The following is a 19,537-nucleotide window of genomic DNA, read 5'->3' as shown; positions in this document are numbered from 1 at the left end:
CGGAGAACTTCACCCGCTCACTATCTCACCACATCCCACCCCTTGGAAAAAATAGCTATGCTCGGCGGCGGCTCCTGGGCCACTGCTCTCACGAAAATCCTGTCTGAAAACGGTAGCCGCGTACACTGGTGGATGCGCAGCAAGGACGACGTGCAGCACCTGTTGCGCACCCGCCATAACCCGCGCTACCTGTCGTCGGTGGCCCACGACCTGAGCCGGGTGCTGCCCACCACCGACCTCGACGAGGCCGTGCGCGAGGCCGACTGGCTGGTGCTGGCCGTGCCCGCCGCCTTCGTGCAGAGTACCCTCGACAAGCTGGGCCGCGACGAGCTGAAGAACAAGCGGGTTATTTCGGCCATCAAGGGCATGATTCCGGGCAAAAACGTGCTGGTGACGGATTACGTGGCCGAGCGGTTCCGGCTGCCCCATACCCGCCTGGGCGTGGTAGCCGGCCCCTGCCATGCCGAGGAAGTGGCCCTGGAAAAACAGAGCTACCTCACCATCGGCTCGCCTGATGCCGACCTGGCCGAGGAGTTCTGCCAGCTGCTGCGCAACCGCTACGTGAAGGCCAACCCCGCCGAGGACCTTGATGGCATTGAGTACTGCGCCGTGATGAAGAATATCATTGCCCTCACCGGCGGCATTGCCCACGGCCTGGGCTACGGTGACAACTTCCAGGCGGTACTGGTAAGCAACGCCGTGCAGGAAATGCGCCGTTTTGTGCACGCCCTCAATCCCCAGCCCCGCGACCTGTCGGCCTCCGCTTATCTGGGCGACTTGCTAGTGACGGCCTACTCCCAGTTTTCGCGCAACCGCACCTTCGGTAGCATGGTGGGGCGGGGATACTCCGTAAAATCAGCCCAGCTGGAGATGAACATGGTGGCCGAGGGCTACTACGCCGTCAAGAGCATTTACGAACTCAACCGCAAGCTGCAGGTGACCATGCCCATTACCTCCGCCGCCTACCACATCCTCTACGAGAAGATTTCCCCAGCCATTGAGATTGAGCTGCTGAAGGAGAAGTTTAAGTAGAAAGATTATTTCTATGTGGCAGGCGCTGCAAAATCAATCCGACGTTGACCATATGATGGTCACATACCGCGGCTTCCATGATAGCTGCGTTAAAGAATTAGGAGTGCAGTTGCGGGAATACGTAGACACAAAGCGAGCTATGCACTTCGATAATCAAACGATAGTAAGGATGCGTTTCCAGAGTCAATTCAACGATAATACAGTGTTGGATTTGATATTCGAGGACGTAATAACATTTAACTGGGTACAGGATGAACGAAATACCGATACCGGTCTAAGTGTCATTTTTCAAGCTGTTTGTTTGTGGCAGAATGAAACGCTCTACTGGGCCGAAGATTCGGAATGGAACCTGCATACCCCAGATAAGAATGATTATCGATGGATAGCAGCCAAACGAGGCCGTTGGAGAATCGTAGAGGATGCTATGGGGCCGGACACTGCATTGTTTGCTCTTGACTAACTTCATCATTACTACACACCACATGGGCACCTGGGATTACCACAACTTCGATAACGACGACGCGGCGGACTTCGCCGAGAATTTCCGCCAGAACCCCAACGAGGCCGTTTTGTACGAGGCCCTAGCCACGGCCGCCGAAACTGAAGACTACCTCGAAATACCGGAAGCCTCCGAAGCCCTGGCCGCTGCTGAAATTGTGGCCGCCATTCTGGGCCACCCGGCCGAAGATTTTTTGCCCGGTTTGCTGCTGGCCGTGAATGGCATGGAGGTAGATGACGACCTAGCTGATTTGGCCGTAGAGGCCGTGGAAGCCGTAGTGCGCAAATCGGAGCTGCAGGAGGAGTGGGCCAACTCGCCCGATTACCCGCAGTGGCAGCAGCAGCAGCAGGATTTGCTGGCCCGCTTAGCGGCTGAATAAGGTGCCGTGGCTGATATTGGCCCTGCTCACGGCGTTTTGCTTGGCGGGCTATAACTTCTTCATCAAGCTGGCGGCCGGGCACATTTCGGCGGCGGCCGGGGCTGTTATTCTGCAGCTGGTGGCAGCAGCATTAGGTGGCGTTTGGCTGCTTATCCTTCGCCTGAAAGGGCAGCCATTGGAGTTGAGCGGCAAAGGCGTGGGACTGGCCGTGCTGGCCGGGGCCGGGGTGGGTCTGGCCGAAATCCTGACGTTTATCGTGTTCAGCCGGGGCGTACCCTCGTCGGTGGGTACGCCGGTAATTGTGGGGGGCTCGGTGCTGCTCACGGCCGTGCTGGGGCTGGTGGTTCTGCGCGAAGCCCTATCGTGGCCACAGGCGGCGGGCCTGCTGTGCATTGTGGTGGGCATTGCCCTGCTGGCCCGGGGGCACTAGCGGCTTTGCGCATCAACAGTTGAGGTAATCCAAGCTCCGGCCATCGGGCAAGCTGGCTCCGTGTCGGCCTGCTACCGAATCAGGACCAGCGTTCCGGCCAGAATCAGCCCGGCACCCAGCCCAGTCTGCCACGTGAGCTTCTCTCCCAGGAACAGCACCGATAGCCCAATGGCCAGCGCCACGCTTAGCTTGTCTACCGGGGCCACTTTGGATACGGGGCCCAACTGCAACGCCCGGAAATAGCACACCCAGGATAAGCCCGTGGCCAGCCCCGACAGCGCTAGAAACAGCCAGTTTTGGCGCGTAAGCTGGGCTAGGCCCGGTAGCCCGCCCTGCGCATATACTAGCCCCCAGGCCAGTACCAGCACCACTACCGTGCGTACGGCCGTGGCCAGCGTCGAATCGACGCCCCGGATACCTACTTTAGCCAGTACGGCCGTGAGAGCCGCAAATACCGCCGAGAGCAACGCGTACATCCACCACATAAGCAGCCAGTGTAAAAGTGAGTTGTACGTTGCTTTCCGAAAACCAGTACTACCGTTGAACCTGTTTGCCCCGTTTATCTCGTAGGTAACCCCATGAAGCGTTTGTATGAAAAGCACCCGTTGGCCATTCGGTGGTTTCACTGGATAAACTTTCCGGTGCTGGCCCTCATGATTTGGAGCGGCCTCTGGATTTACTGGGCCAATGATGTGTACCGCATCGGCTGGGGTTCTACCACGCTGCTGAAGTTCTTCCCGCAGTCCTTTTACGAGGCCTTCGATATGCCTTATAAACTCGCTAAGGGCATGAGCTGGCACTTTGTGCTGATGTGGGTATTTACCCTCAATGGGCTGCTGTACGTGCTCTACACGCTGGTTTCGGGCGAGTGGCGGGCCTTGGTGCCCGGCCGCCACGCCCTGCGCGAGGCGGGCCAGGTGATTCTGCACGACCTAGGCCTGCGCAAGACCCCGCCGCCCGTGCGCAAGTACAATGCCGCCCAGCAAATTGCCTACTCGGCCGTGGTGCTGATGGGAGTAGGGTCCCTGCTCACGGGTGCGGCCATTTACAAGCCCACGCAACTGGCCTGGCTGACTACCGCACTGGGCGGCTACGCGGCCGCCCGGATGGAGCATTTCATTCTCACAATTGGCTACGTGCTGTTTTTTGTGGTACACGTAGCCCAGGTAGTGCGCGCTGGCTGGAACAATTTCCGCTCCATGGTGGCGGGCTTTGAGGTGGTCGACAACCCGGCCCAGCCTGCTGCTTCCCCAACTCCTGATTCATCTATTCCGTCCTCGCATGGCCACTAATTCACCCAATTCGCCGCAAAATTCCTCCGACGAAGCGGTGCTGCAGGAAGCCCGCCGCCGCTCCCGCCGGGCCTTTGTGGTGGGCGGCACCGCCGCGCTGCTGGGGCTGTTGGGCTGGCGCTGGGTAAGTACCGGCGACGAAGCCGATGGCATTTCCCGGCCCTTGCGCCGCGTGCTGGATGCCAACGGCCAACTAGCCGAGGAGTATTTCAGCTCCGCTCATCTGGCGCCGGTATTTCCCAAAAGCCGTGCCCTGGAGCCGCGCGTCAACGGAAAAGTTGGGCTCAAATCAGCCCTGGACCCGGCAGCCTGGCGCTTGCGCATAACGCCGGCCAACGGCGGCGCGGCCCGCGAATTTACGCTGGCCGACGTGCAGGCGCTGCCCCGGGTGGAAATGACCACCGAACTCAAATGCATTGAAGGCTGGAGCGTGGTAGTTACCTGGGCTGGTGCCCGTTTCGCCGATTTCGTGGCGCGGCACGCCCTGGCCGATGCTTCGGCCCCCTATGTGTACATGACCACGCCCGACGGCAAGTATTACGTGGGCCTGGATATGGCCAGCGCCCTGCACCCGCAAACCTTGCTCTGCTACGAGATGAACGGCCAACTCCTGACGCCCGAGCATGGGGCACCGTTGCGGTTGGTAACGCCCGTAAAGTACGGTATCAAGCACATCAAACGGCTGGGTAGCATCGATTTCCCCACGGAGCGCCCCGCCGATTATTGGGCCGACCGGGGCTACGACTGGTACTCGGGGTTGTAGGGCCGGAAGGTTCGTAAACAGCGCAACCCGGGGCCGGGGCCTCGGGTTGTGCTGTTTGGTTGCGGAAAAGGGGACGGCGTTGGCCTACTATTGCAGAGTAGGCCAGAGGGATGCACAAAGGTGGTACATGTCTGGCCTCGTGCCAAGCCCAGTTTCAGCGAGTTTGTGACATGCCCACCGTCGTGCTGGCACTCAGGGATTATCCTTGGTGTTGCTGTCAAGCGGCGTCAGACAGGCTTTAAAGAGATGAGAACAGGACCAGGTACCGCTTAATTGTGACATGGGCCTTTTCGCAGTAACGAAGATATCAGAATGCGCTGGGCAGTGTGAACAGGAACCGGCTGCCTTGATTTGGAATGCTTTCCACCCACAGGCGCCCGCCCTGCGCCTCAATGAACTCGCGCGAAATGCTCAGCCCCAGCCCCGAACCGCCCTTGTGGCCGCTGCTGTTGCCGGGCACCTCCGAGAACCGCTGAAAAATCCGCTCGTGGTACTCCGGTGCAATACCAGGGCCGCAGTCCTGTACCCCAATCTCCAGCTGCTCACCGCGGCGGGTGGCCCGTACGCAAAGCTCCGCGCCGCGGGGGCTGTAGCGGATAGCGTTGGCCAGCAGGTTGATGAGCACCCAGGTTGTTTTTTCCAGGTCGGCGTGGGCAGCCGGCAGGTCGGCGGGCAGTTCCAGGCGCAGGCGAAGCTCTTTGTCGTCTACCTGCGGCCGCACGGTGTCAATGGCATAATTCACCACTTCGGCCAGCGGAATGGGTTGTACGTCAAATTGAATTTCTGCCCCCGCATCCAGCCTTGACACGGCCAGCAGCTGGCCCACCATGCCCAGCAGGCGCTGGGTTTCATCCCGAATACCATCGGCCAGGCGCTGGCGTTCCTCTGGCTCCGTGCGCTCATCCTGCAGCAGCATCAAACTCAGCTTGATGCTGGCCAGCGGGGTTTTCAGCTCGTGCGAAATTGTAGCCAGGTAGTTTGATTTCACCTCGTCCAGCTTCTTGAAGTCGGACACGTTGCGCAGGCTTAGGATGTGGCCCACAAACTCGGTACGGCTGGTTTCCCGGTTGCGGCTGACGATGTGGTTGAGCGTGAGCTGGTAATAGGCCGTTTCGCCGCTGGGTCGAGTGATGGTGAGGGTAACCGGGGCGGGCGTGTCGCCGGCGCGCACGGCTTCCTGCTCCAGCAAGGGCCGGAACAGCTGATGTAGCAGCTCGGTTTGCTGGCTCAGCTCCTCGGCGCGGCGGCCCACCAAATCGGCGGCTTCCCGGCCGAGCAGCTCCCGGGCGGCGGGATTGGCCAGCAGCACCGTGCGGTCAGGGTCGAGCAGGAGCAGGCCTTCGTCGAGGTGCTCAATCAGGCTTTCCAGGCGGCTGCGCTCCGTGGCCAGGGCTGCCCGCGTTACGCTGCGCTGGTCCTGCATGTAGCCAAACGCCCGGTTCAGGGCCAGGGCTACGGCGCCTACCTCATCGTTTTTAGCAATGGATACCTGGGTGGTTGGGCCGGGGCTGGCTACATCCTCTACATCGGCCCGCAGGCGGCGTAGGGGGCGCAGCACCACCCGGGGCAAGCGTACAATCAGCCCCAGGCCCACGGCGGTGCTCAGCAGCAGCAGCAGCAGTACCGTGCGGCGTTCCTGGGCAGCCTGTCGGGTGACATGCTCAGTTTGCTGGTTGAACGACGCGGCGTTCAGCTGCATCATACGGTGCGTTTCGGCGCGGAGCTGGTGCAGGCGGATCAGTTGCTGGGCCGTGGGCGCCTGGTCGTCCACCAGGCGCTGGTAGTCGGCCAGGTGTTGGGTAAGGGTGTCCACCAGCTCCAGCTCCCCGGTTTCGGTAATGTTGGCCGCCTCGCGGGTGAGGGCGCGGCGCAGCTGTTGCAGTGGGGGCTGGGCGGTAGGCTGCTCCTGCAACTGCTCCAGGGCCCGCAGCATCTGTTCCCCATATTCCACGGAGCGGAAATTAGCCTGCTGAATCCCTCGCGCCCCCTTTTCCAGCCGCTGAATCGTGAAAAAAGTATACCCGCCCAACCCGAGTAGCAAAGTCAGCATGGTAAGGATGCTGAGGCGGATTTTGAGTTTCAGGGACATTGTTTTTAGGGTGTGAGGGTCGGCGGGTATGAGGGTAGGAGTTGGGGGCAGGTTAGGAACAGGTTGTCATCCTGAGCTTGCGAAGGACCTTATCACACGGCAATGGGTCGTTGTAGCGAGGTTCCCGCAGAGGACGCAGAGGTTTGGCGCAGAGGATGCAGAGCTGTTCTATTCTGGCGTGGTAAGGTCCTTCGCAAGCTCAGGATGACAATAACTCCTCAACACACACCCGCTTACCCACACACCTTCACATACTACAGCCCGTACTCCTGCACCTTGCGGTAGAGCGTCGTCAGGCCGATGGCGAGGCGGCGGGCGGCTTCGGTTTTGTTGCCCTGGCACTGGTGCAGCACCTGGCGGATGTGGCGGGCTTCCACGGCGCGCAGGCTCTGGTCGGCGGGGTCGGCGTCGGGGCTGCCGGAGGCGGGCAGGGTGTGGAATTCGTCGGGAAGGTAACCGGCGGCGAGGGGCTGGTCGGCGGGGGCGAGGATGGCGGCGCGCTCCAGCACGTTTTTCAGCTCCCGCACGTTGCCGGGCCACTCGTAGCGCTGCAGCAGCTCCACGCACTCAGGCTCCAGGCCCGGCAGACGTTTGCGCAGCTGGGCGGCGAAATGCTGCAGAAAGTGTGCGGCCAGAGCGGGTACATCGGTGGCGCGCTCCTGCAGGCTGGGCACATTGATGGTGAACACCGAGAGGCGGTAGTACAAATCGGGGCGGAAGTGGCCAGCGGCGGCTTCCTGTTTGAGGTTACGGTTGGTAGCGGCCACAATGCGCACGTTCACACTGGTGGGCTTGGTGTCGCCGAGCTTGGTGAACTGCCGCGTTTCCAGCACCCGCAGGAACTTGGCCTGCACGTTCAGCTCCAGCTCCCCGATTTCATCCAGAAACAGCGTGCCGCCGTTGGCTTCTTCCAGCAGGCCTTTCTTGTCAGCCAGCGCGCCCGTAAACGCGCCCTTTTTGTAGCCAAACAGCTCCGATTCCAGCAAGTCCTTGGGGAAAGCCGAGCAGTTCACGGCCACGAACGGTTTGAGCTTCCGCTCACTGGCCTCGTGAATGGCCTGAGCAAACAGCTCCTTGCCCGCGCCGGTAGGGCCTTCCAGCAGCACCGTGCTGTCGGTGGGGGCTACTTGCCGGGCCAGGTCCTGGGCGCGACGCAGGGCCGGGGCTGTGCCAATCATGCTGGCAAAGCTGTAGCGCTGACTCATGCGCCGCTCCAGCTCGGCCACGCGGCGGCGCAGGCGGGCTTTTTCGGCGGCCCGTTCTACTACTACCACCAGCTGTTGCTCGAAGTCGCCCTTGGTGAGGTAGTCGAACGCGCCCTGCTTCATGGCCCGCACCCCGTCGGGAATGGTGCCGAAGGCCGTGAGCAGCACAATCTCGCAGTCGGGGGCCTTGGCGCGGTAGCGGGGCATCAGGTCCACGCCGTGGCCGTCGGGCAGCTTCACATCCGACACCACTACCAGCACCTCATCGGCGTGGTGTTGGAGCAGCTCCAGGCCGCGGCTGGCATCGGGGGCCTGCAGCACGGTGTAGCCTTCCAGCTCCAGCACCCGCGCCAACAGTTGGCGCAGGCGGGCTTCGTCGTCAATCAGGAGCAGGGTACCGGTGGGCATGAACTCAATTAAAAATTAAGAATTAAAACTGAAGAATTGAACCTTCGGGTGCGAAAGTACCGGCTTGCTGGGAAATGATAGAATGAATTATAAAGGCCCGGTATCTTACGTCCATACAATTCATCCAGCTATTTCTCTCATGTCATTACGCTTAGGCTTTTATGGTTTCCTATTACTGCTGACGCATAGCTTCAGCAGCTGTGCTCAGAAGCATAGCCGGTTGGGACGAGAAGTGGCTAAAGAGCAATTACAAGAGGCCTTGATGCATGAGGCAAACGTTGTGTGTTCCACCGTACCACAACCTTTACCAGATAGTGCTGCCGCGGTGCGAGTTGCGGAGCCCATCTTGTTTCGGACGTATGGCAAGAAGAACATTGTACATGAACGGCCTTACGAGGTATATCTGATTGATAAATATTGGGTAGTAATGGGCACGCTACCAGAGGACTGGATGGGTGGTGTGTTCATAATAATTCTGGATTCCAGGGATAGTCGGATGATAGAACTGACACACGGGAAATGATTATAAGCAATGACTAACTGGTTTACACAGGAATTTTTAGCCCCACTAGCCCTAATTCTTGCAAGCCCCTTCTTTATTGTTACAGGCTTCCGACAGCGCCAAAAGCGGTTATACTTTCAGAACCATGGAGCACAAGCGGACGGTGTAGTTCTCAGAATGGAAGAGGGCATAGGTATAGATGATGCTACAATTTATGTTCCTGTAATTGGGATTTGGGTTGATCAACAATGGCTGGAATTACGACATGACGGTGGAAATCCATTTAGCCGTTTGACCGAGGGGCAAATTGTATCGGTCCGATATAACGCTCTAAATCCTCATGATTTTATTGTAGCAGACGATGAAAAAATCTGGTTTGAATGGCTATTTGGCGTGGTGGGATTGATTTTGCTATTGACCGGTGTCATATGGGCCATACGCCTGTAACCAGTTTCTATTCTTACGCGCTCTGTCGAATCTCCTCCTTTAAGTGCTCCACAAACCGCACAAACTCCGGTTCGGCTTCCACGTTTTCGTGCCAAGCGAGGCCCATTTCGGCGAGGTTGTACTGGTGCTCGGGACTGATGGTGGCGCCGGGCAGGAGCTGGCCGCTGGCGTCTCGCTCGTAGCCTAGTAGCCAGAGCCGGTCGCAGAGGGCGGTGGTAGTTTGGATGTCGTGGGAAACAATGACGACGGTGTTCAGCTCGTCCATGGTGGTTACTTCGAGGATGATTTTCTTGACCTCGTCAATCATGGCAATATCAAGGCCCGAAAACGGCTCATCGAGCAGGATGAGGTGGTCGGAGCAGAGCAGCTGCTGGGCAATGGCGGCACGCTGGCGCTGCCCGCCGGAGAGGTGAGCCGGGTACTTGCGGCGGTGCGCCGTGAGCTGAAACCGCTCCAAGTAGGCATCGGTCTGGCGGCGGGCTTCGGTGGCGTCGGGGTATTTGCGGGCGGCGGCCAGCAGCAGGTTGTCGTGGAGGGTGCGGTGGTTGAACAGCGGGTACTGCTGCTGCACGAAGCCCACTGCACCGGGCGACACAGCTTCCTGCTCCTGGCCCACTAGCACGGTGCCGTGGCTGGGCGTCATCAGTCCCGCCGTAATGCGACATAGGACCGATTTGCCCAGCCCCGAGCGGCCGTAAAAGCCTACCACTTGGCCCTGCTCCATGCCCGGCCGGCTCACGTCCAGCACCTGGGCTGAAATGTCGCGCAGGATGGTTTCGCCCGCAAACTCCATCGACACGTTGTCGAGCGTCAGCACCGGAGTTTTGTAGAAATAGGAAGTCATCGGTGAAATGGTGAGATAGTGAAATGGTGAGATAGTGAAATGGTGAGATAGTGAAATGGTGAGTTACAGTTCTGGCGAGGCATCTACCGCGCGGCAGCCAACTCAGAGTATGGGAAAAACACGCGGCGCAGGAGGCCAAAAACGTAATCCTGGGCGGCACCGGCGGCGAGGATGACGAGCTGGATGGCCAGCACCCCATCGAGGTGGAGGTAGCGGTTTTGCTTGTAGAGCAAAAGGCCAATGCCGCCTTCCGATTGATAAAGGGTTTCTACCAGCGTTATCATCGTCCAGATGATGGCAAAGTTCTGGCGCACCACCTCCAGCATATCATCCAGCTTGCCCAGCACCACCACTTCCCAGAAGCTGCGCCACTCGCCTAGGCCCAGCGTGCGGGCGTGGTCCATTTCCTGCTGGGTAGTGGTCAGAATTACCGAAGTCATGCCCGTTACTAGGTACACGGTGGTGGAAAAAATCAGCACCGACAGCTTTACCTCGTGGCCGGAGCTCACCAGCAGGGCCATGAAAAACGTGAGGCCGGTGAGGGTGAGGTAGCGCATCTTGGAGGCCGCGTAGGCTAGGGGCCGGAAGAACGGCAGGGCCGTGAGGTAGGAAATGAGCAACGCCAGTATGGTGGCTACCCCCAACGCTTGCAGCGCCGTGGTCATGCTGGCCCACAGCTCCGGAATGAGGCCTTGCGTGGTAATCAGGTCGGCCAGCGCCCGGAGCACTTCCCCGAGTGAAGGGAAGATGCGCAGGGGCATCCACAGCCACAGCAGCAGCAGTACCAGCGCCTGGCCGCCGGTCATTAGCAGAAACGTGGTGCGCGGCGGCCGGGCGTTGGGGAGGAAGAGAGATTTCATGAGGGAGTGTTTTTTGTCATTGCGAGCGGAGCGAAGCAATCCTTCCTTTTCAGTGTGCGAAGCTTCGGCTTACTCAAAAGCGTTACTGTTGGTGCCTTCTAGAGGCTAGTGGGAACTCCCTTGTTCCGCGCTTTGAAAAGGAAGGATTGCTTCGGCTTCGCCTCGCAATGACGGGGAGTTAGTTGCCCAGCACAATTTCCACGCGGCGGTTACGGGCTTTACCCTCAGGGGTGGTATTGGAGGCTACCGGCTCCTGGGCACCGTGGGCGTACACCTGCACGCGGCCGGCGGGGAAGGCGCTGGCGCTGCGCTGCTCCAGCCAGTGCTCCACGGCCAGGGCCCGGTCTTCGGAGAGCTGCTGGTTGCGCTGCGGGTCGCCGGCGTTGTCGGTGTGGCCGTGCACGGCTACTTTCAGGCGACCGGCTACTACCAGGTCGTTGAACAGCTTGTTGAGCTGCTGCTCGGCGGCGGGGGTGAAGGAGCTCTGGCCGGTATTAAACTCGATGTTCCAGGCCCGCTTGCTCACGCTCTGGCGAATTTCATCATCAGCGGCAAACTGCTGCTGCTCGGCCGGAGCCAGGGTTTTGCCGCGGTATTTCTCCTGCAGCTTGCGCAGGGGCGCGAGGTCCAGCATCTGCTCCAGAGGCACGTAGGAGGGCAGCTCCTTCGGATACAACTGGTGCTGCACGTCGCCAAAGGTTTTGTACACAGCGGCGTAGATGTTGGTGCCGCCCTCATTGAGGCCGAACAGGGCCAGGTTATCGGCGAAGTTGAAGGCCTTGGAGCCACCCAGCTCTACCACTTCGCCGTTACGGTCGGCCTCGCTCACGCCCTTGTAGTAGCGCAGCCAGTAGCTGCCGGGCTTGTCCTTGTCGCCATACACCACACTGGAAATATCGGCGGCGCGGCTCAGGGCTTCGGGGTGACTTTTCACCTGGTCGCCGGCCACGGCCAGGGCCGTAATCAGGGCTTCTACTTCTTTAGGGTGGGCGTCATACCACCGCTTGGTAGTCACCATGATGTTGGGCATCTGGTTGCTGTAGTCCTTGGTGCTCACAATATTCACTAGGCCGCCTTTTTGCCGGGCAATGTTCACGTCGCCGGGCGTCCAGGTAGCCACGGCATCGGCTACTACGTCCACCTTCACGCCGGTGTTCTTGCCTTTTACCACTTTCACCCGCTGCTCGGGCTTGCCAATGATGTATTTCTCGGCGGCCACCAGGAAGTCGGAGGCAGCCAGGAAGTTCACGGCCTCGGGGTCGTAGGTGGTTTCGTCGGGGTTCACTTTCAGGCCGTTGTCGGCGCACCATTTCAGGGCAATGTTCTGGTCCCCGTCGCGCAGGTAGCAGGCAATGGTTTTGCCCAGGGCGGCTTTGGGGTTATCGAGCCACTCCTTGGGGCCCATCAGCTTGTCCTCGCCGAAGCTCTTGCCCACCGAGTAGGGAATGACTTGCAGGCCGGTGCCGGCTTTTTCCAGCTGGGGCTGCACCGCCGAGAAGGCCGGCAACCCGTCGCCCATAATACTCACCAGCAGGCCCGGCGTGTCGGGGTTTTGCTGCAGGTCGAGGGCGTTTTTCACCAGGTCGGCCTGCATTTTGGCCACGTCGTCCTGGCGCACAATCTGCATATCCAGGCCATTAGCGGCCATGCTGGAGCCCTGGGTGGTGCGGGGGCCGCCGTTGGCCAGCATGCCGGCCATCTGCGAGTTCCAGGCCATTACTTCCCACACCAGCGGGGTGCCCTTACCGGCCGGCGTTTCAGAAGGCAGCGGGGCCAGGGGCACGGCCACGTTGGTGCGCGAGCCGCCGGCGCTGGCCGGCAAGTTAATGGAGCTCAGCAGCACCGATTCGGTGGCCGCTTTCTTGAACAGTACTCCGCTCTGCACGAGCTTGTTGATGCCGAAGTACAGCAGCGCCGCAAAAAGGACGCCCAGTACCAGTTTACCACGGGTTGTCATTGTCGTTATTCGTTTTTGGTTGATTGTTTTTCGTTGCTATTTCAGCACGCGGTTCCCGGTTCCCAGGGCTGAAGCCCTGGGCTAGTTAGAGGGAATGTTGAGGCGTGAGCGGGCATTTGAAGCGTTGCGTAGCCCAGGGCTTCAGCCCTGGGAGGCCCGGGGTGCAGAGGCTGGTTAGTCCAGCAGGCTCTTGTAGGCGTCGTTGGTGGCTACGCGGGTTTGAGCGGTGGTCATGGGAGCCGCCTTTTCGTCGAGCAGGGCGTTGAAGTCGCCTTTCTGGTACTTCTCCAGCAGGCGCTGGCCCTTCTCGCTCATTACCCCGTTCTGGATGTCTATTTCCTTCACGAACTCCTGGCTGTAGCGCATGGCTTGCTTGATCTGGCCGAGCTGCTGGGCCATATCCTGGGCCACCCGGTCGGTAGCCAGGTCGAAGAAGTACTTCTTGTCCGGGTCGCCGCGCAGGATGTTCATAGCGGCCCGCATGCCGGAGCTGGTGCGTTTTACCAGCTGGTACTCGTCCTTGAGCAGGTTCACCTTGAACTTGCTGCCGTCAATCTGGCGCAGGGCGGCTTTCAGAATCTGGCGCATCACCAGGCTCACGTTCTGGGTGGTGGTGAGCATGGGCTGCAGGCGCTGGTTGTACTCCTGCAGCTGGGCGGCGCGGCTGGCGTACTGCTCGGCGGCGTCGGGCTCCCGCTGGCGGGTGGCGGCGTCGGCCAGCTGCAGGTACTCGCGCATCTGCTGGGTGTTGGTTTCCAGCTTGCGCTTCACCAACTCGTGGGCGCCCTCCACGTGGCCCACTTCTTCCTCCATCTTACGCGCCTCCTGTGAGGTGCTTTTGATGTAGTCCTCCATGATGCCGATGGGGTCGGTGTTGACGAAGATGCCGGCGGCCGTGCGGAAAATGCGCTGCCCCGCGTACCAGAGCCCGGCTTTCACCCGGGGGCTGGTCAGAATCAGGAAGGAGGCTAGCAGCACGCCCAGTCCGATGCCCAGCTTCACGGTATCGAATACCATTTCGACCAGGAAAGGCACAATGGTACCCCAGCAGTACACGCCGGCTCCGGCTAGTCCGGCCAGAAAAATCCAGCCGGCTACTTTTTCCGGCTGCTGCCACTTGGGTAGCTCGCCGGTTTTAAAATCGGAAGTGGAAAGAGAGTTCATGGGTGTAATAGTGAAAGGTTAGAAGTCGGAGGGAAGGACCAGGATTTTGCCGCGGCTGGCTCCGCTTCACTTCAGCAAAAAGGCCTGCACGGCCTGCTGATGGGCCTTTAGCTCGGCCGAGGCGGTGGCGTGGGCTAATTCGTAGGAGGCCAGGGCGGCCGTGGCTTTCTGTTGTTGCTGCTGCAGCTCCTGGCGCACGGCCTGCAGGCGCTGCTGGGCTTCTTCCAGCTGCCGGGCCAGGTCGGCCAAGCCGGTTTGCAGCTGCTGCTCCTGCAACTGCAGCTGCACCAAGGGGCTGGGCGGCACGTTTGGAATCCGGATTTCGCCCACCTTCTCCCGGTGCCGCTCCAGAATGCCGTTGCGGTCCGAGGTCAGCTTCAGCTCAAACTGCTCGCTTGACTGCAGTAGCGCCGGCAAGTCCAGCCCCGTCACGGCTGTAAAGGCGTTGAAGGCCGTCTGGTACAGGATGGGGCCGCTGAGGCCGCTGGCCTGCAGGCTGCTTACCATCTTGGTGAAAGCCATGAAGTCCTTCCCGTCGCCAGCCAGCAATTGCCGGATGTGGTCGAGGTGGCGCTGCTCGGGTTGGGCAACAGTCGATGGTGTGGCCTGCCCACCCGGAGCCGGGCTACCGGCCCCTGCCAGCCCAGGCAACGGCCGCGGGGCCGCTACCGACGGGCCCTCGGGCGAGGTTTCCTCAATGAAGAAGTCTTTAGCGGCTTTGGCGATGTTGTCGAAGAGTGGCATTGCTACGGAGGAGTTTTTCAGGGATATAGCCCTCATGCCAAGCGCAGTGCCGAAGCCTGGTAATAGGGAATGTTTTTGCGGTTAATAGACTGTTTGTTAGATTATTGTGATTTTTTATAGCGTTAATGACTAGGGCTTTAAAACACAAAACCCTTCCGTTTTGGAAGGGTTGGTTATCGGAATGGTAGGGGCTAGCATGCTGAAAACGGGGGAATTCACGCGTACTTTGCGCTCATTATGCGCTCCATGCACCCTTCCCTGTACTTTGAAAACAAAGCCGGCCGGCTCCTGGAAGATCCCGCAGGATTTCTACGGGTGGAGTGGTCCTCAGCGGAACGCGACGACCTGGTGTTTCGGGCTCTGTTCAATCACATGGTGCTGGCGCTGCAGCGCCGGAGCTGGCATAAAATCCTGGTGGACCAGCGGCAGATGCAAGCCTTCACCACCGCCGAGCAGCAGTGGATTGTGCAGCAGTGGCTGCCCCGGGCAGTGCAGGAGGGCGGGTACCGGTACGGCGCCGTAGTAGTGGCCGAAAACGTGTTTGCCCGGCTGGCCACGGCGTACATCACCACCTCCGTGCAGAATATGCCGCTGGTGTATCGCACGTTTACCGAAGCGAGCGAAGCCGCCGCCTGGCTGCAGCAGCAACCTTAAGCCACCGCCAAAGCTGCGTCGCCTATCGGCAACGAGATAATATAAGTGGTGCCGCTGCCCGGCTTGCTCTGGGCGCTCAGTGTGCCGCCGTGGCCTTTGGTGATGATGTCGTAGCTCAGGGCCAGCCCCAGATGGGCATCGGTGCCTCCCTGAAACCGCTGAAACAACGTGCTCAGCGTTTCCGGAGCGTAACCGTCGCCGTTGTCGCGCACTTGAATGCGCAGGTGCTCCTGCGTGTAGCTCGTGCTGAGTTCAATCTGGGGTACGTACTCATCGTCGGCGTGGATCAGGCGTTGCTGCGTGGCCAGCAGGGCCGCGCTGAATATGCCCACCAGCGCCCGGCCAATATCCAGGCGGGTTACCGGCACCTCTGGGACATTGGGATCCAGCCGCACCAGCAGTGCCACGTTGAAATGCCGGTTTTTGGTGCGTAAATCCTGGTACGTTAGGCGTAGGTACTCTTCGGCCAGGCGGTTGAGGTCGGTGGGTTGGCGGGGGGCGGTGCCATCCTGAGAGTATTCCAGCATGCCGCGCACAATGGATTCAGCCCGCTGCCCGTACTGGGCAATCTTGGCTTGATTCTGCCCAAGATTCTGCAGCATCTCGTCCACAATTTCCTGCTCCATAACCGGAAGGGTCAGTTTATGCAGCTCCTGGCGCACATCCTCGCACAGCTCCACGCTGATGGCGGCAAACTTTCGCACGCAGTTCACCGGAGTCTGAATTTCGTGGGCTACTCCCGACATCAGTTCGCCGAGCGTGGCCATCTTTTCCCGCAGTATCAGCTGGCTCTGCGCAATTTTAAGCTCCTGCAGCGTCCGGGCCAGGTCGTCGCGCTGGGAAGTCAGGGCCTGGGTCTGAATGCTGACCTGGTCGTGTAGCTGGTGCAGCTGCTGGTGGGCCTGGCGCTGCTGGCGGTTGTTGCGCCATAGCACCACCAAAACTACCAGCAGTCCAGCTAGGCCGGTGAGCAGCGCGGCCAGCCACACTCGCTCGTAGAGCTGCTCCCGTTCTGCTTCCAGCTCCTGCAGGCGTTGCTGCTCGGCAAATTCCAGCGCGTCCAGCTGTTTAATCCGGCGGGGGTTGTACAGGCTGTCCTGGGCTACCAGCATAGCCCGCAGGTAGCGGAGCGTGCTGTCGGGGCGGTGCAGGGTTTCAAACGCCTCGGTCAAAAGCTTGTTGTTGCGGGCCACTCCCAGCATAAACGGGAGGGTCTGGGCCAGGGCCAACGATTTTTGAGCGTAGTAGATGCTGGAGTCCGTTTGGTGGCGGTCCTGAAACAGCTCGGCCATGTACTGAAATGTGCGGCTGGCGCTGCGCCGGTCGTTTTCGGGCAGCGCTGCCCGGGCGCTGCGGCGGTAGAATGACAACGCTGCTTCCGGGTGGCCCTGGGCCTGCTGCAGCAGCCCAAGCTCGCGCAGCACGTACGGAGCCGGGTTACCCCAACAACTGCGGTGCACGGAGCGGGAGTGGACGGTCAGGCTCCAGGCTTTGTTGAGGAAAAAGGCCGCCGAATCGTATTTGTGAAGGCCTTCGTAGCTGGCGCCCAGGTTCGTGAGTACGCTTACCAGCTGGGAGGTATCGGGGGCGGCAGTGGCCTGGTAGAGGCGCAGGGCCTGGTAGTAATACCGCAGCGACAACCGGTAATCATCGAGGGCGAAATACAGCAGGCCGGTTTGGTTAAGCAGGCGGGCGGTGCCCTCCGCGTCGTGGCTGGCCTGGGCTAAGTGCAGAGCCTGCAAATCGAGGCGCAGGGCCTGGGGCAGGTTGCCCCGCTCACCGGGCAAGATGGCCAAACGGGCCAGGTTGCGGCTTTCTCCTTTCGGGTAGCCAATCTGCCGGGCCAGGGCCAGGCCGCGCTGTGCATATTCCTGGAGCGAGTCGAAGCGGGAATAGCGGTACGTAGCGGCTAAGTCGGCTAGGAGCAGCACCCGCGCAGTATCGGAGGTAGCAGCGGCTAGGCGGTGTTGCAGCGGCCGGGTCTGGGGACTTTGGGCCTTAGCGCTGAAGCCGAGCAACAGGTACAGAAAGGCGCATGCCAGAGCCGGGAAACGGTGTATCATGAAAATCAACGGCAAAATACAGTGGCTTACGAGGCAACTGCCGCAACGGGCCGGCGGAAAAATACGCTGGACGAACAACCCACAAATAACACGATTATAATGGTATTTTTCAGGAACAGAACAGGCTTTAACTCACCCGCACGATATATTTGTCTCCTACACACCTTCGTTTCTGCTCTGGCCCTGCTTTCCTCGCTTTTCCCGTTAAGGAGGCGGGGCCCTCTGTCCCCGTTCAATGCCTTTTTCCGCAACACCACCCCGCTTGCTATACGGTAATGCAGCGGGCCAGCTCTACGCCGACTCTCAGGGATTTTTGCGCATTGTCTGGGCCCCGGAGCCTCCTGACCAAGCGTCGGTGCAACACCTGTTTGAGCAGGTGTTGCACCTGTTGAAACAAACGGGTTGGGGCCGGGTGCTGACTCATACCCAGGCTTTTTCACCGGAAATGATTCAGTGGCTGAGTAGCAGCTGGCTGCCGCGCGCTACCGGGCAGGGAGCCTACCGGTGGAGCGCCGTACTGACCACTGCAGCCGAGCCTGGCATGGTGCCTGATGCTACGCTGGAGGCGGCCTATACGCGTAGCCGGGTCCACCGGCAGTACTTTTCCCGCGAAGCCCAGGCTATTGAGTGGCTGCTGGCGCAGTAGGTGGGCTGGCCGAGCACGGGCCACTGGCTGAGAATGAGGTTGTACCTTTGGGGTATGCTCTACACACCTGTTGCCTTCCGTCGGAGTTTACCTATTGCTCTGGCTGTACCCGCCGCGCTCTGGCTGAGTGCCTGCGCCACTACCTCTGACCCCGCCCCCGCAACCCCGCCGCCGGTTACTCCGCCCGTGGAGCTACCCGAGCACCTTACCCTGGGCAACCCCAGTGGGGCCGTTGCGGATGAGGCTCAGCCTACCAACTACCTATTGCTGAAGCCGCAGTACGCCCTCAGCTACCACCGGGACCGGGGTATTCCCAGTTGGGTGAGCTGGCACCTGACCATCTCGCACCGGGGCAGCGTTGACCGGCAGGATGATTTCCGGCCCGATGCAACGCTACCGGCTGGCTGGTATCAGGTGCAGGCCAACAGCTACAGCGGCTCGGGCTTCGACCGGGGGCACAACTGCCCGTCCGCCGACTGGACATCGACGGCTGCCGACAACTCGGCTACGTTTCTGATGACGAATATGATGCCCCAGGCGCCGCGTAACAATCAGCAGACCTGGGCCAACCTGGAAAACTTCAGCCGGGCCCAGCTATCCAATGGCAGCAACGAACTGTACATCATCTGCGGCAGCTACGGCAAAGGCGGTACCGGCTCCAGCGGCTACAAAACTGCCCTCGACCAAGGCCGCGTAACCGTGCCCGCCCGCATCTGGAAAGTGGTGGTGATTCTGCCCACCGGCGACAAGGACGCAACCCGCGTAACGGCTGAAACGCGGGTTATTGCCGTGGATACGCCCAACGACAATTCCATCAACACTAACTGGGGGCAATACCGCACCTCTGTGGATGCCATTGAAGCCGCCACCGGCCTCGACCTGCTGTCGGCAGTGGACCCGGCCGTGCAACAAATAGTGGAAAGCCGCGTGGATACGGGAAGTATATAGGCTTCTGCCGCCTCGTTAAGCAGCAGGCCGCGTCTCACCCCGATTTCGGGAGTTAGGCGCGGCCTGACTTTTTGCCAATAAAAACGTGTGGCTGACGCCGACGCTATGTTTGCGGAGTTATCGTGTTCCGGATCAGGTCGTAGAGCAAGGCATCGGCGGCGGTGAGCTGAGCGGGCGGCACCTGCGCCTGATGCGGGTTCAGATAACCGCTCACGGCCTTGAATGCCTGGCCCGTAACGGGCTCATACGCCATTGCCCACGAATCGAAGGCGCGGGCGGGAATATCCTTATCGGCCAGCTTGATGACGTCGGCGTGGCGGGGGTCGGCGCAGATTTTGGCGTATACCTGCTCCACAGCCTGTTGTTCGCCTTCCAGCAATTGGGCAATCTGGCCTTCTCCGTAAAACAGAATGCCTGTAATGCCCAGCGCCTGGTTGGTGCGACGGGCCGCGTCGAGCAGGTGCATCAGCTCCTCGTTGCTCAAGGCAGCAGTGGGGCGACTCAAATAAATGATATGGTGCATGCGGGCGAGTAAGGGGCAGGCTTGCGCTGCGCAAGCCCCTTTCAACAACCAGGTAGCTCGTCAGTAAGCGCTGGCTGCTACTACAACT

21 protein-coding genes are annotated in these 19,537 nt (G+C 60.3%); 11 read left to right on the top strand and 10 right to left on the bottom strand.

Annotation, left to right across the window (positions count from 1 at the left end):
• Positions 1-42 precede the first annotated feature (42 nt).
• The 4 genes from LF252_RS06885 to LF252_RS06870 are packed head-to-tail and all read left to right on the top strand — an operon-like array spanning position 43 to position 2,340.
• A complete protein-coding gene (locus LF252_RS06885) occupies positions 43-1,032 on the top strand; it encodes an NAD(P)H-dependent glycerol-3-phosphate dehydrogenase (RefSeq protein ID WP_226268838.1) in 990 nt (329 codons plus the stop codon).
• 13 nt (positions 1,033-1,045) lie between these two features.
• Positions 1,046-1,492, top strand: coding sequence for a hypothetical protein (locus LF252_RS06880; RefSeq protein WP_226268837.1), 447 nt, complete (start codon positions 1,046-1,048; stop codon positions 1,490-1,492).
• Positions 1,485-1,910: a DUF4259 domain-containing protein gene (locus LF252_RS06875; RefSeq protein ID WP_226268836.1), complete on the top strand. Its 426-nt coding sequence runs from the start codon at positions 1,485-1,487 to the stop codon at positions 1,908-1,910. The genes LF252_RS06880 and LF252_RS06875 overlap by 8 nt, the downstream gene beginning before the upstream one ends.
• 1 nt (position 1,911) lies before the next feature.
• Positions 1,912-2,340 carry an EamA family transporter gene (locus LF252_RS06870; RefSeq protein WP_226268835.1) on the top strand — a complete coding sequence of 143 codons (429 nt, stop codon included), beginning with the start codon at positions 1,912-1,914 and terminating at the stop codon, positions 2,338-2,340.
• A gap of 71 nt (positions 2,341-2,411) precedes the next feature.
• On the opposite strand, the gene LF252_RS06865 is transcribed toward LF252_RS06870, so the two are convergent.
• The gene (locus LF252_RS06865; protein ID WP_226268834.1) at positions 2,412-2,825 is read right to left on the bottom strand and encodes an EamA family transporter; all 414 of its coding nucleotides are present in this window, start codon (positions 2,823-2,825) and stop codon (positions 2,412-2,414) included.
• 93 nt (positions 2,826-2,918) lie between these two features.
• Here LF252_RS06865 and LF252_RS06860 point away from each other — a divergent pair, with 93 nt between their 5' ends.
• A complete protein-coding gene (locus tag LF252_RS06860; protein ID WP_226268833.1) occupies positions 2,919-3,632 on the top strand; it encodes a cytochrome b/b6 domain-containing protein in 714 nt (237 codons plus the stop codon).
• On the top strand, positions 3,622-4,395 hold the full coding sequence (locus LF252_RS06855) for a molybdopterin-dependent oxidoreductase (RefSeq protein WP_226268832.1): 774 nt from the start codon (positions 3,622-3,624) through the stop codon (positions 4,393-4,395). Before LF252_RS06860 ends, LF252_RS06855 begins: the two co-directional genes overlap by 11 nt.
• Positions 4,396-4,702: 307 nt before the next feature.
• Here LF252_RS06855 and LF252_RS06850 read toward each other — a convergent pair whose 3' ends face one another.
• Entirely contained in the window at positions 4,703-6,484 is a 1,782-nt protein-coding gene (locus tag LF252_RS06850; RefSeq protein ID WP_226268831.1) for a sensor histidine kinase, read from the bottom strand.
• Positions 6,485-6,738: 254 nt separating this feature from the next.
• A complete protein-coding gene (locus tag LF252_RS06845; RefSeq protein ID WP_226268830.1) occupies positions 6,739-8,097 on the bottom strand; it encodes a sigma-54-dependent transcriptional regulator in 1,359 nt (452 codons plus the stop codon).
• A gap of 82 nt (positions 8,098-8,179) precedes the next feature.
• On the opposite strand from LF252_RS06845, the gene LF252_RS23140 reads away from it, so the two are divergent.
• Both LF252_RS23140 and LF252_RS06835 read left to right on the top strand, forming a co-directional pair.
• Entirely contained in the window at positions 8,180-8,620 is a 441-nt protein-coding gene (locus LF252_RS23140) for a YbbC/YhhH family protein (protein ID WP_394370400.1), read from the top strand.
• Between the two features lie 9 nt (positions 8,621-8,629).
• Positions 8,630-9,046, top strand: a complete 417-nt coding sequence (locus tag LF252_RS06835) for a DUF3592 domain-containing protein (protein WP_226268829.1) — start codon at positions 8,630-8,632, stop codon at positions 9,044-9,046.
• Between the two features lie 13 nt (positions 9,047-9,059).
• On the opposite strand, the gene LF252_RS06830 is transcribed toward LF252_RS06835, so the two are convergent.
• The 5 genes from LF252_RS06830 to LF252_RS06810 form a co-directional block, all read right to left on the bottom strand.
• On the bottom strand, positions 9,060-9,890 hold the full coding sequence (locus LF252_RS06830; RefSeq protein WP_226268828.1) for an ATP-binding cassette domain-containing protein: 831 nt from the start codon (positions 9,888-9,890) through the stop codon (positions 9,060-9,062).
• 83 nt (positions 9,891-9,973) lie between these two features.
• Entirely contained in the window at positions 9,974-10,750 is a 777-nt protein-coding gene (locus LF252_RS06825) for an ABC transporter permease (protein WP_226268827.1), read from the bottom strand.
• Positions 10,751-10,928: 178 nt separating this feature from the next.
• Complete coding sequence (locus tag LF252_RS06820; protein ID WP_226268826.1) at positions 10,929-12,707, bottom strand: OmpA family protein; 1,779 nt, start codon at positions 12,705-12,707, stop codon at positions 10,929-10,931.
• Between the two features lie 174 nt (positions 12,708-12,881).
• Positions 12,882-13,871, bottom strand: a complete 990-nt coding sequence (locus tag LF252_RS06815; RefSeq protein WP_226268825.1) for a PspA/IM30 family protein — start codon at positions 13,869-13,871, stop codon at positions 12,882-12,884.
• Positions 13,872-13,937: 66 nt separating this feature from the next.
• The gene (locus LF252_RS06810) at positions 13,938-14,615 is read right to left on the bottom strand and encodes a hypothetical protein (RefSeq protein WP_226268824.1); all 678 of its coding nucleotides are present in this window, start codon (positions 14,613-14,615) and stop codon (positions 13,938-13,940) included.
• A 246-nt stretch (positions 14,616-14,861) separates the two neighbouring features.
• Here LF252_RS06810 and LF252_RS06805 point away from each other — a divergent pair, with 246 nt between their 5' ends.
• The gene (locus tag LF252_RS06805) at positions 14,862-15,269 is read left to right on the top strand and encodes a hypothetical protein (RefSeq protein ID WP_226268823.1); all 408 of its coding nucleotides are present in this window, start codon (positions 14,862-14,864) and stop codon (positions 15,267-15,269) included.
• Here the strand turns inward: LF252_RS06805 and LF252_RS06800 are convergent.
• Positions 15,266-17,332 carry a tetratricopeptide repeat protein gene (locus LF252_RS06800; RefSeq protein ID WP_226268822.1) on the bottom strand — a complete coding sequence of 689 codons (2,067 nt, stop codon included), beginning with the start codon at positions 17,330-17,332 and terminating at the stop codon, positions 15,266-15,268. The genes LF252_RS06805 and LF252_RS06800 overlap by 4 nt on opposite strands.
• A 235-nt stretch (positions 17,333-17,567) precedes the next feature.
• On the opposite strand from LF252_RS06800, the gene LF252_RS06795 reads away from it, so the two are divergent.
• Both LF252_RS06795 and LF252_RS06790 read left to right on the top strand, forming a co-directional pair.
• Positions 17,568-17,978 carry a hypothetical protein gene (locus LF252_RS06795; protein WP_226268821.1) on the top strand — a complete coding sequence of 137 codons (411 nt, stop codon included), beginning with the start codon at positions 17,568-17,570 and terminating at the stop codon, positions 17,976-17,978.
• Positions 17,979-18,032: 54 nt separating this feature from the next.
• Positions 18,033-18,926 carry a DNA/RNA non-specific endonuclease gene (locus LF252_RS06790; protein ID WP_226268820.1) on the top strand — a complete coding sequence of 298 codons (894 nt, stop codon included), beginning with the start codon at positions 18,033-18,035 and terminating at the stop codon, positions 18,924-18,926.
• A 103-nt stretch (positions 18,927-19,029) separates the two neighbouring features.
• Here the strand turns inward: LF252_RS06790 and LF252_RS06785 are convergent, their stop codons facing one another.
• Positions 19,030-19,449 carry a BLUF domain-containing protein gene (locus tag LF252_RS06785; RefSeq protein WP_226268819.1) on the bottom strand — a complete coding sequence of 140 codons (420 nt, stop codon included), beginning with the start codon at positions 19,447-19,449 and terminating at the stop codon, positions 19,030-19,032.
• Positions 19,450-19,537: the final 88 nt, after the last annotated feature.

The sequence above is a fragment of the Hymenobacter pini genome (assembly GCF_020421205.1).
In the GTDB taxonomy this organism is placed as follows: domain Bacteria; phylum Bacteroidota; class Bacteroidia; order Cytophagales; family Hymenobacteraceae; genus Hymenobacter; species Hymenobacter pini.
Note: the sequence above shows the minus strand (reverse complement) of the source record. Positions and strands in the feature narration are given on the sequence as shown.

Bases quoted from the DNA above. Each gene is read 5' to 3' on its own strand.
- LF252_RS06880 (WP_226268837.1), top strand. From the start codon at position 1,046: ATGTGGCAGGCGCTGCAAAATCAATCCGACGTTGACCATATGATGGTC.
- LF252_RS06865 (WP_226268834.1), bottom strand. From the start codon at position 2,825: ATGTGGTGGATGTACGCGTTGCTCTCGGCGGTATTTGCGGCTCTCACG.
- LF252_RS06860 (WP_226268833.1), top strand. From the start codon at position 2,919: ATGAAGCGTTTGTATGAAAAGCACCCGTTGGCCATTCGGTGGTTTCAC.
- LF252_RS06855 (WP_226268832.1), top strand. From the start codon at position 3,622: ATGGCCACTAATTCACCCAATTCGCCGCAAAATTCCTCCGACGAAGCG.
- LF252_RS06850 (WP_226268831.1), bottom strand. From the start codon at position 6,484: ATGTCCCTGAAACTCAAAATCCGCCTCAGCATCCTTACCATGCTGACT.
- LF252_RS06845 (WP_226268830.1), bottom strand. From the start codon at position 8,097: ATGCCCACCGGTACCCTGCTCCTGATTGACGACGAAGCCCGCCTGCGC.
- LF252_RS23140 (WP_394370400.1), top strand. From the start codon at position 8,180: ATGAATTATAAAGGCCCGGTATCTTACGTCCATACAATTCATCCAGCT.
- LF252_RS06835 (WP_226268829.1), top strand. From the start codon at position 8,630: ATGACTAACTGGTTTACACAGGAATTTTTAGCCCCACTAGCCCTAATT.
- LF252_RS06830 (WP_226268828.1), bottom strand. From the start codon at position 9,890: ATGACTTCCTATTTCTACAAAACTCCGGTGCTGACGCTCGACAACGTG.
- LF252_RS06825 (WP_226268827.1), bottom strand. From the start codon at position 10,750: ATGAAATCTCTCTTCCTCCCCAACGCCCGGCCGCCGCGCACCACGTTT.
- LF252_RS06820 (WP_226268826.1), bottom strand. From the start codon at position 12,707: ATGACAACCCGTGGTAAACTGGTACTGGGCGTCCTTTTTGCGGCGCTG.
- LF252_RS06815 (WP_226268825.1), bottom strand. From the start codon at position 13,871: ATGAACTCTCTTTCCACTTCCGATTTTAAAACCGGCGAGCTACCCAAG.
- LF252_RS06810 (WP_226268824.1), bottom strand. From the start codon at position 14,615: ATGCCACTCTTCGACAACATCGCCAAAGCCGCTAAAGACTTCTTCATT.
- LF252_RS06805 (WP_226268823.1), top strand. From the start codon at position 14,862: ATGCACCCTTCCCTGTACTTTGAAAACAAAGCCGGCCGGCTCCTGGAA.
- LF252_RS06800 (WP_226268822.1), bottom strand. From the start codon at position 17,332: ATGATACACCGTTTCCCGGCTCTGGCATGCGCCTTTCTGTACCTGTTG.
- LF252_RS06795 (WP_226268821.1), top strand. From the start codon at position 17,568: ATGCCTTTTTCCGCAACACCACCCCGCTTGCTATACGGTAATGCAGCG.
- LF252_RS06790 (WP_226268820.1), top strand. From the start codon at position 18,033: ATGCTCTACACACCTGTTGCCTTCCGTCGGAGTTTACCTATTGCTCTG.
- LF252_RS06785 (WP_226268819.1), bottom strand. From the start codon at position 19,449: ATGCACCATATCATTTATTTGAGTCGCCCCACTGCTGCCTTGAGCAAC.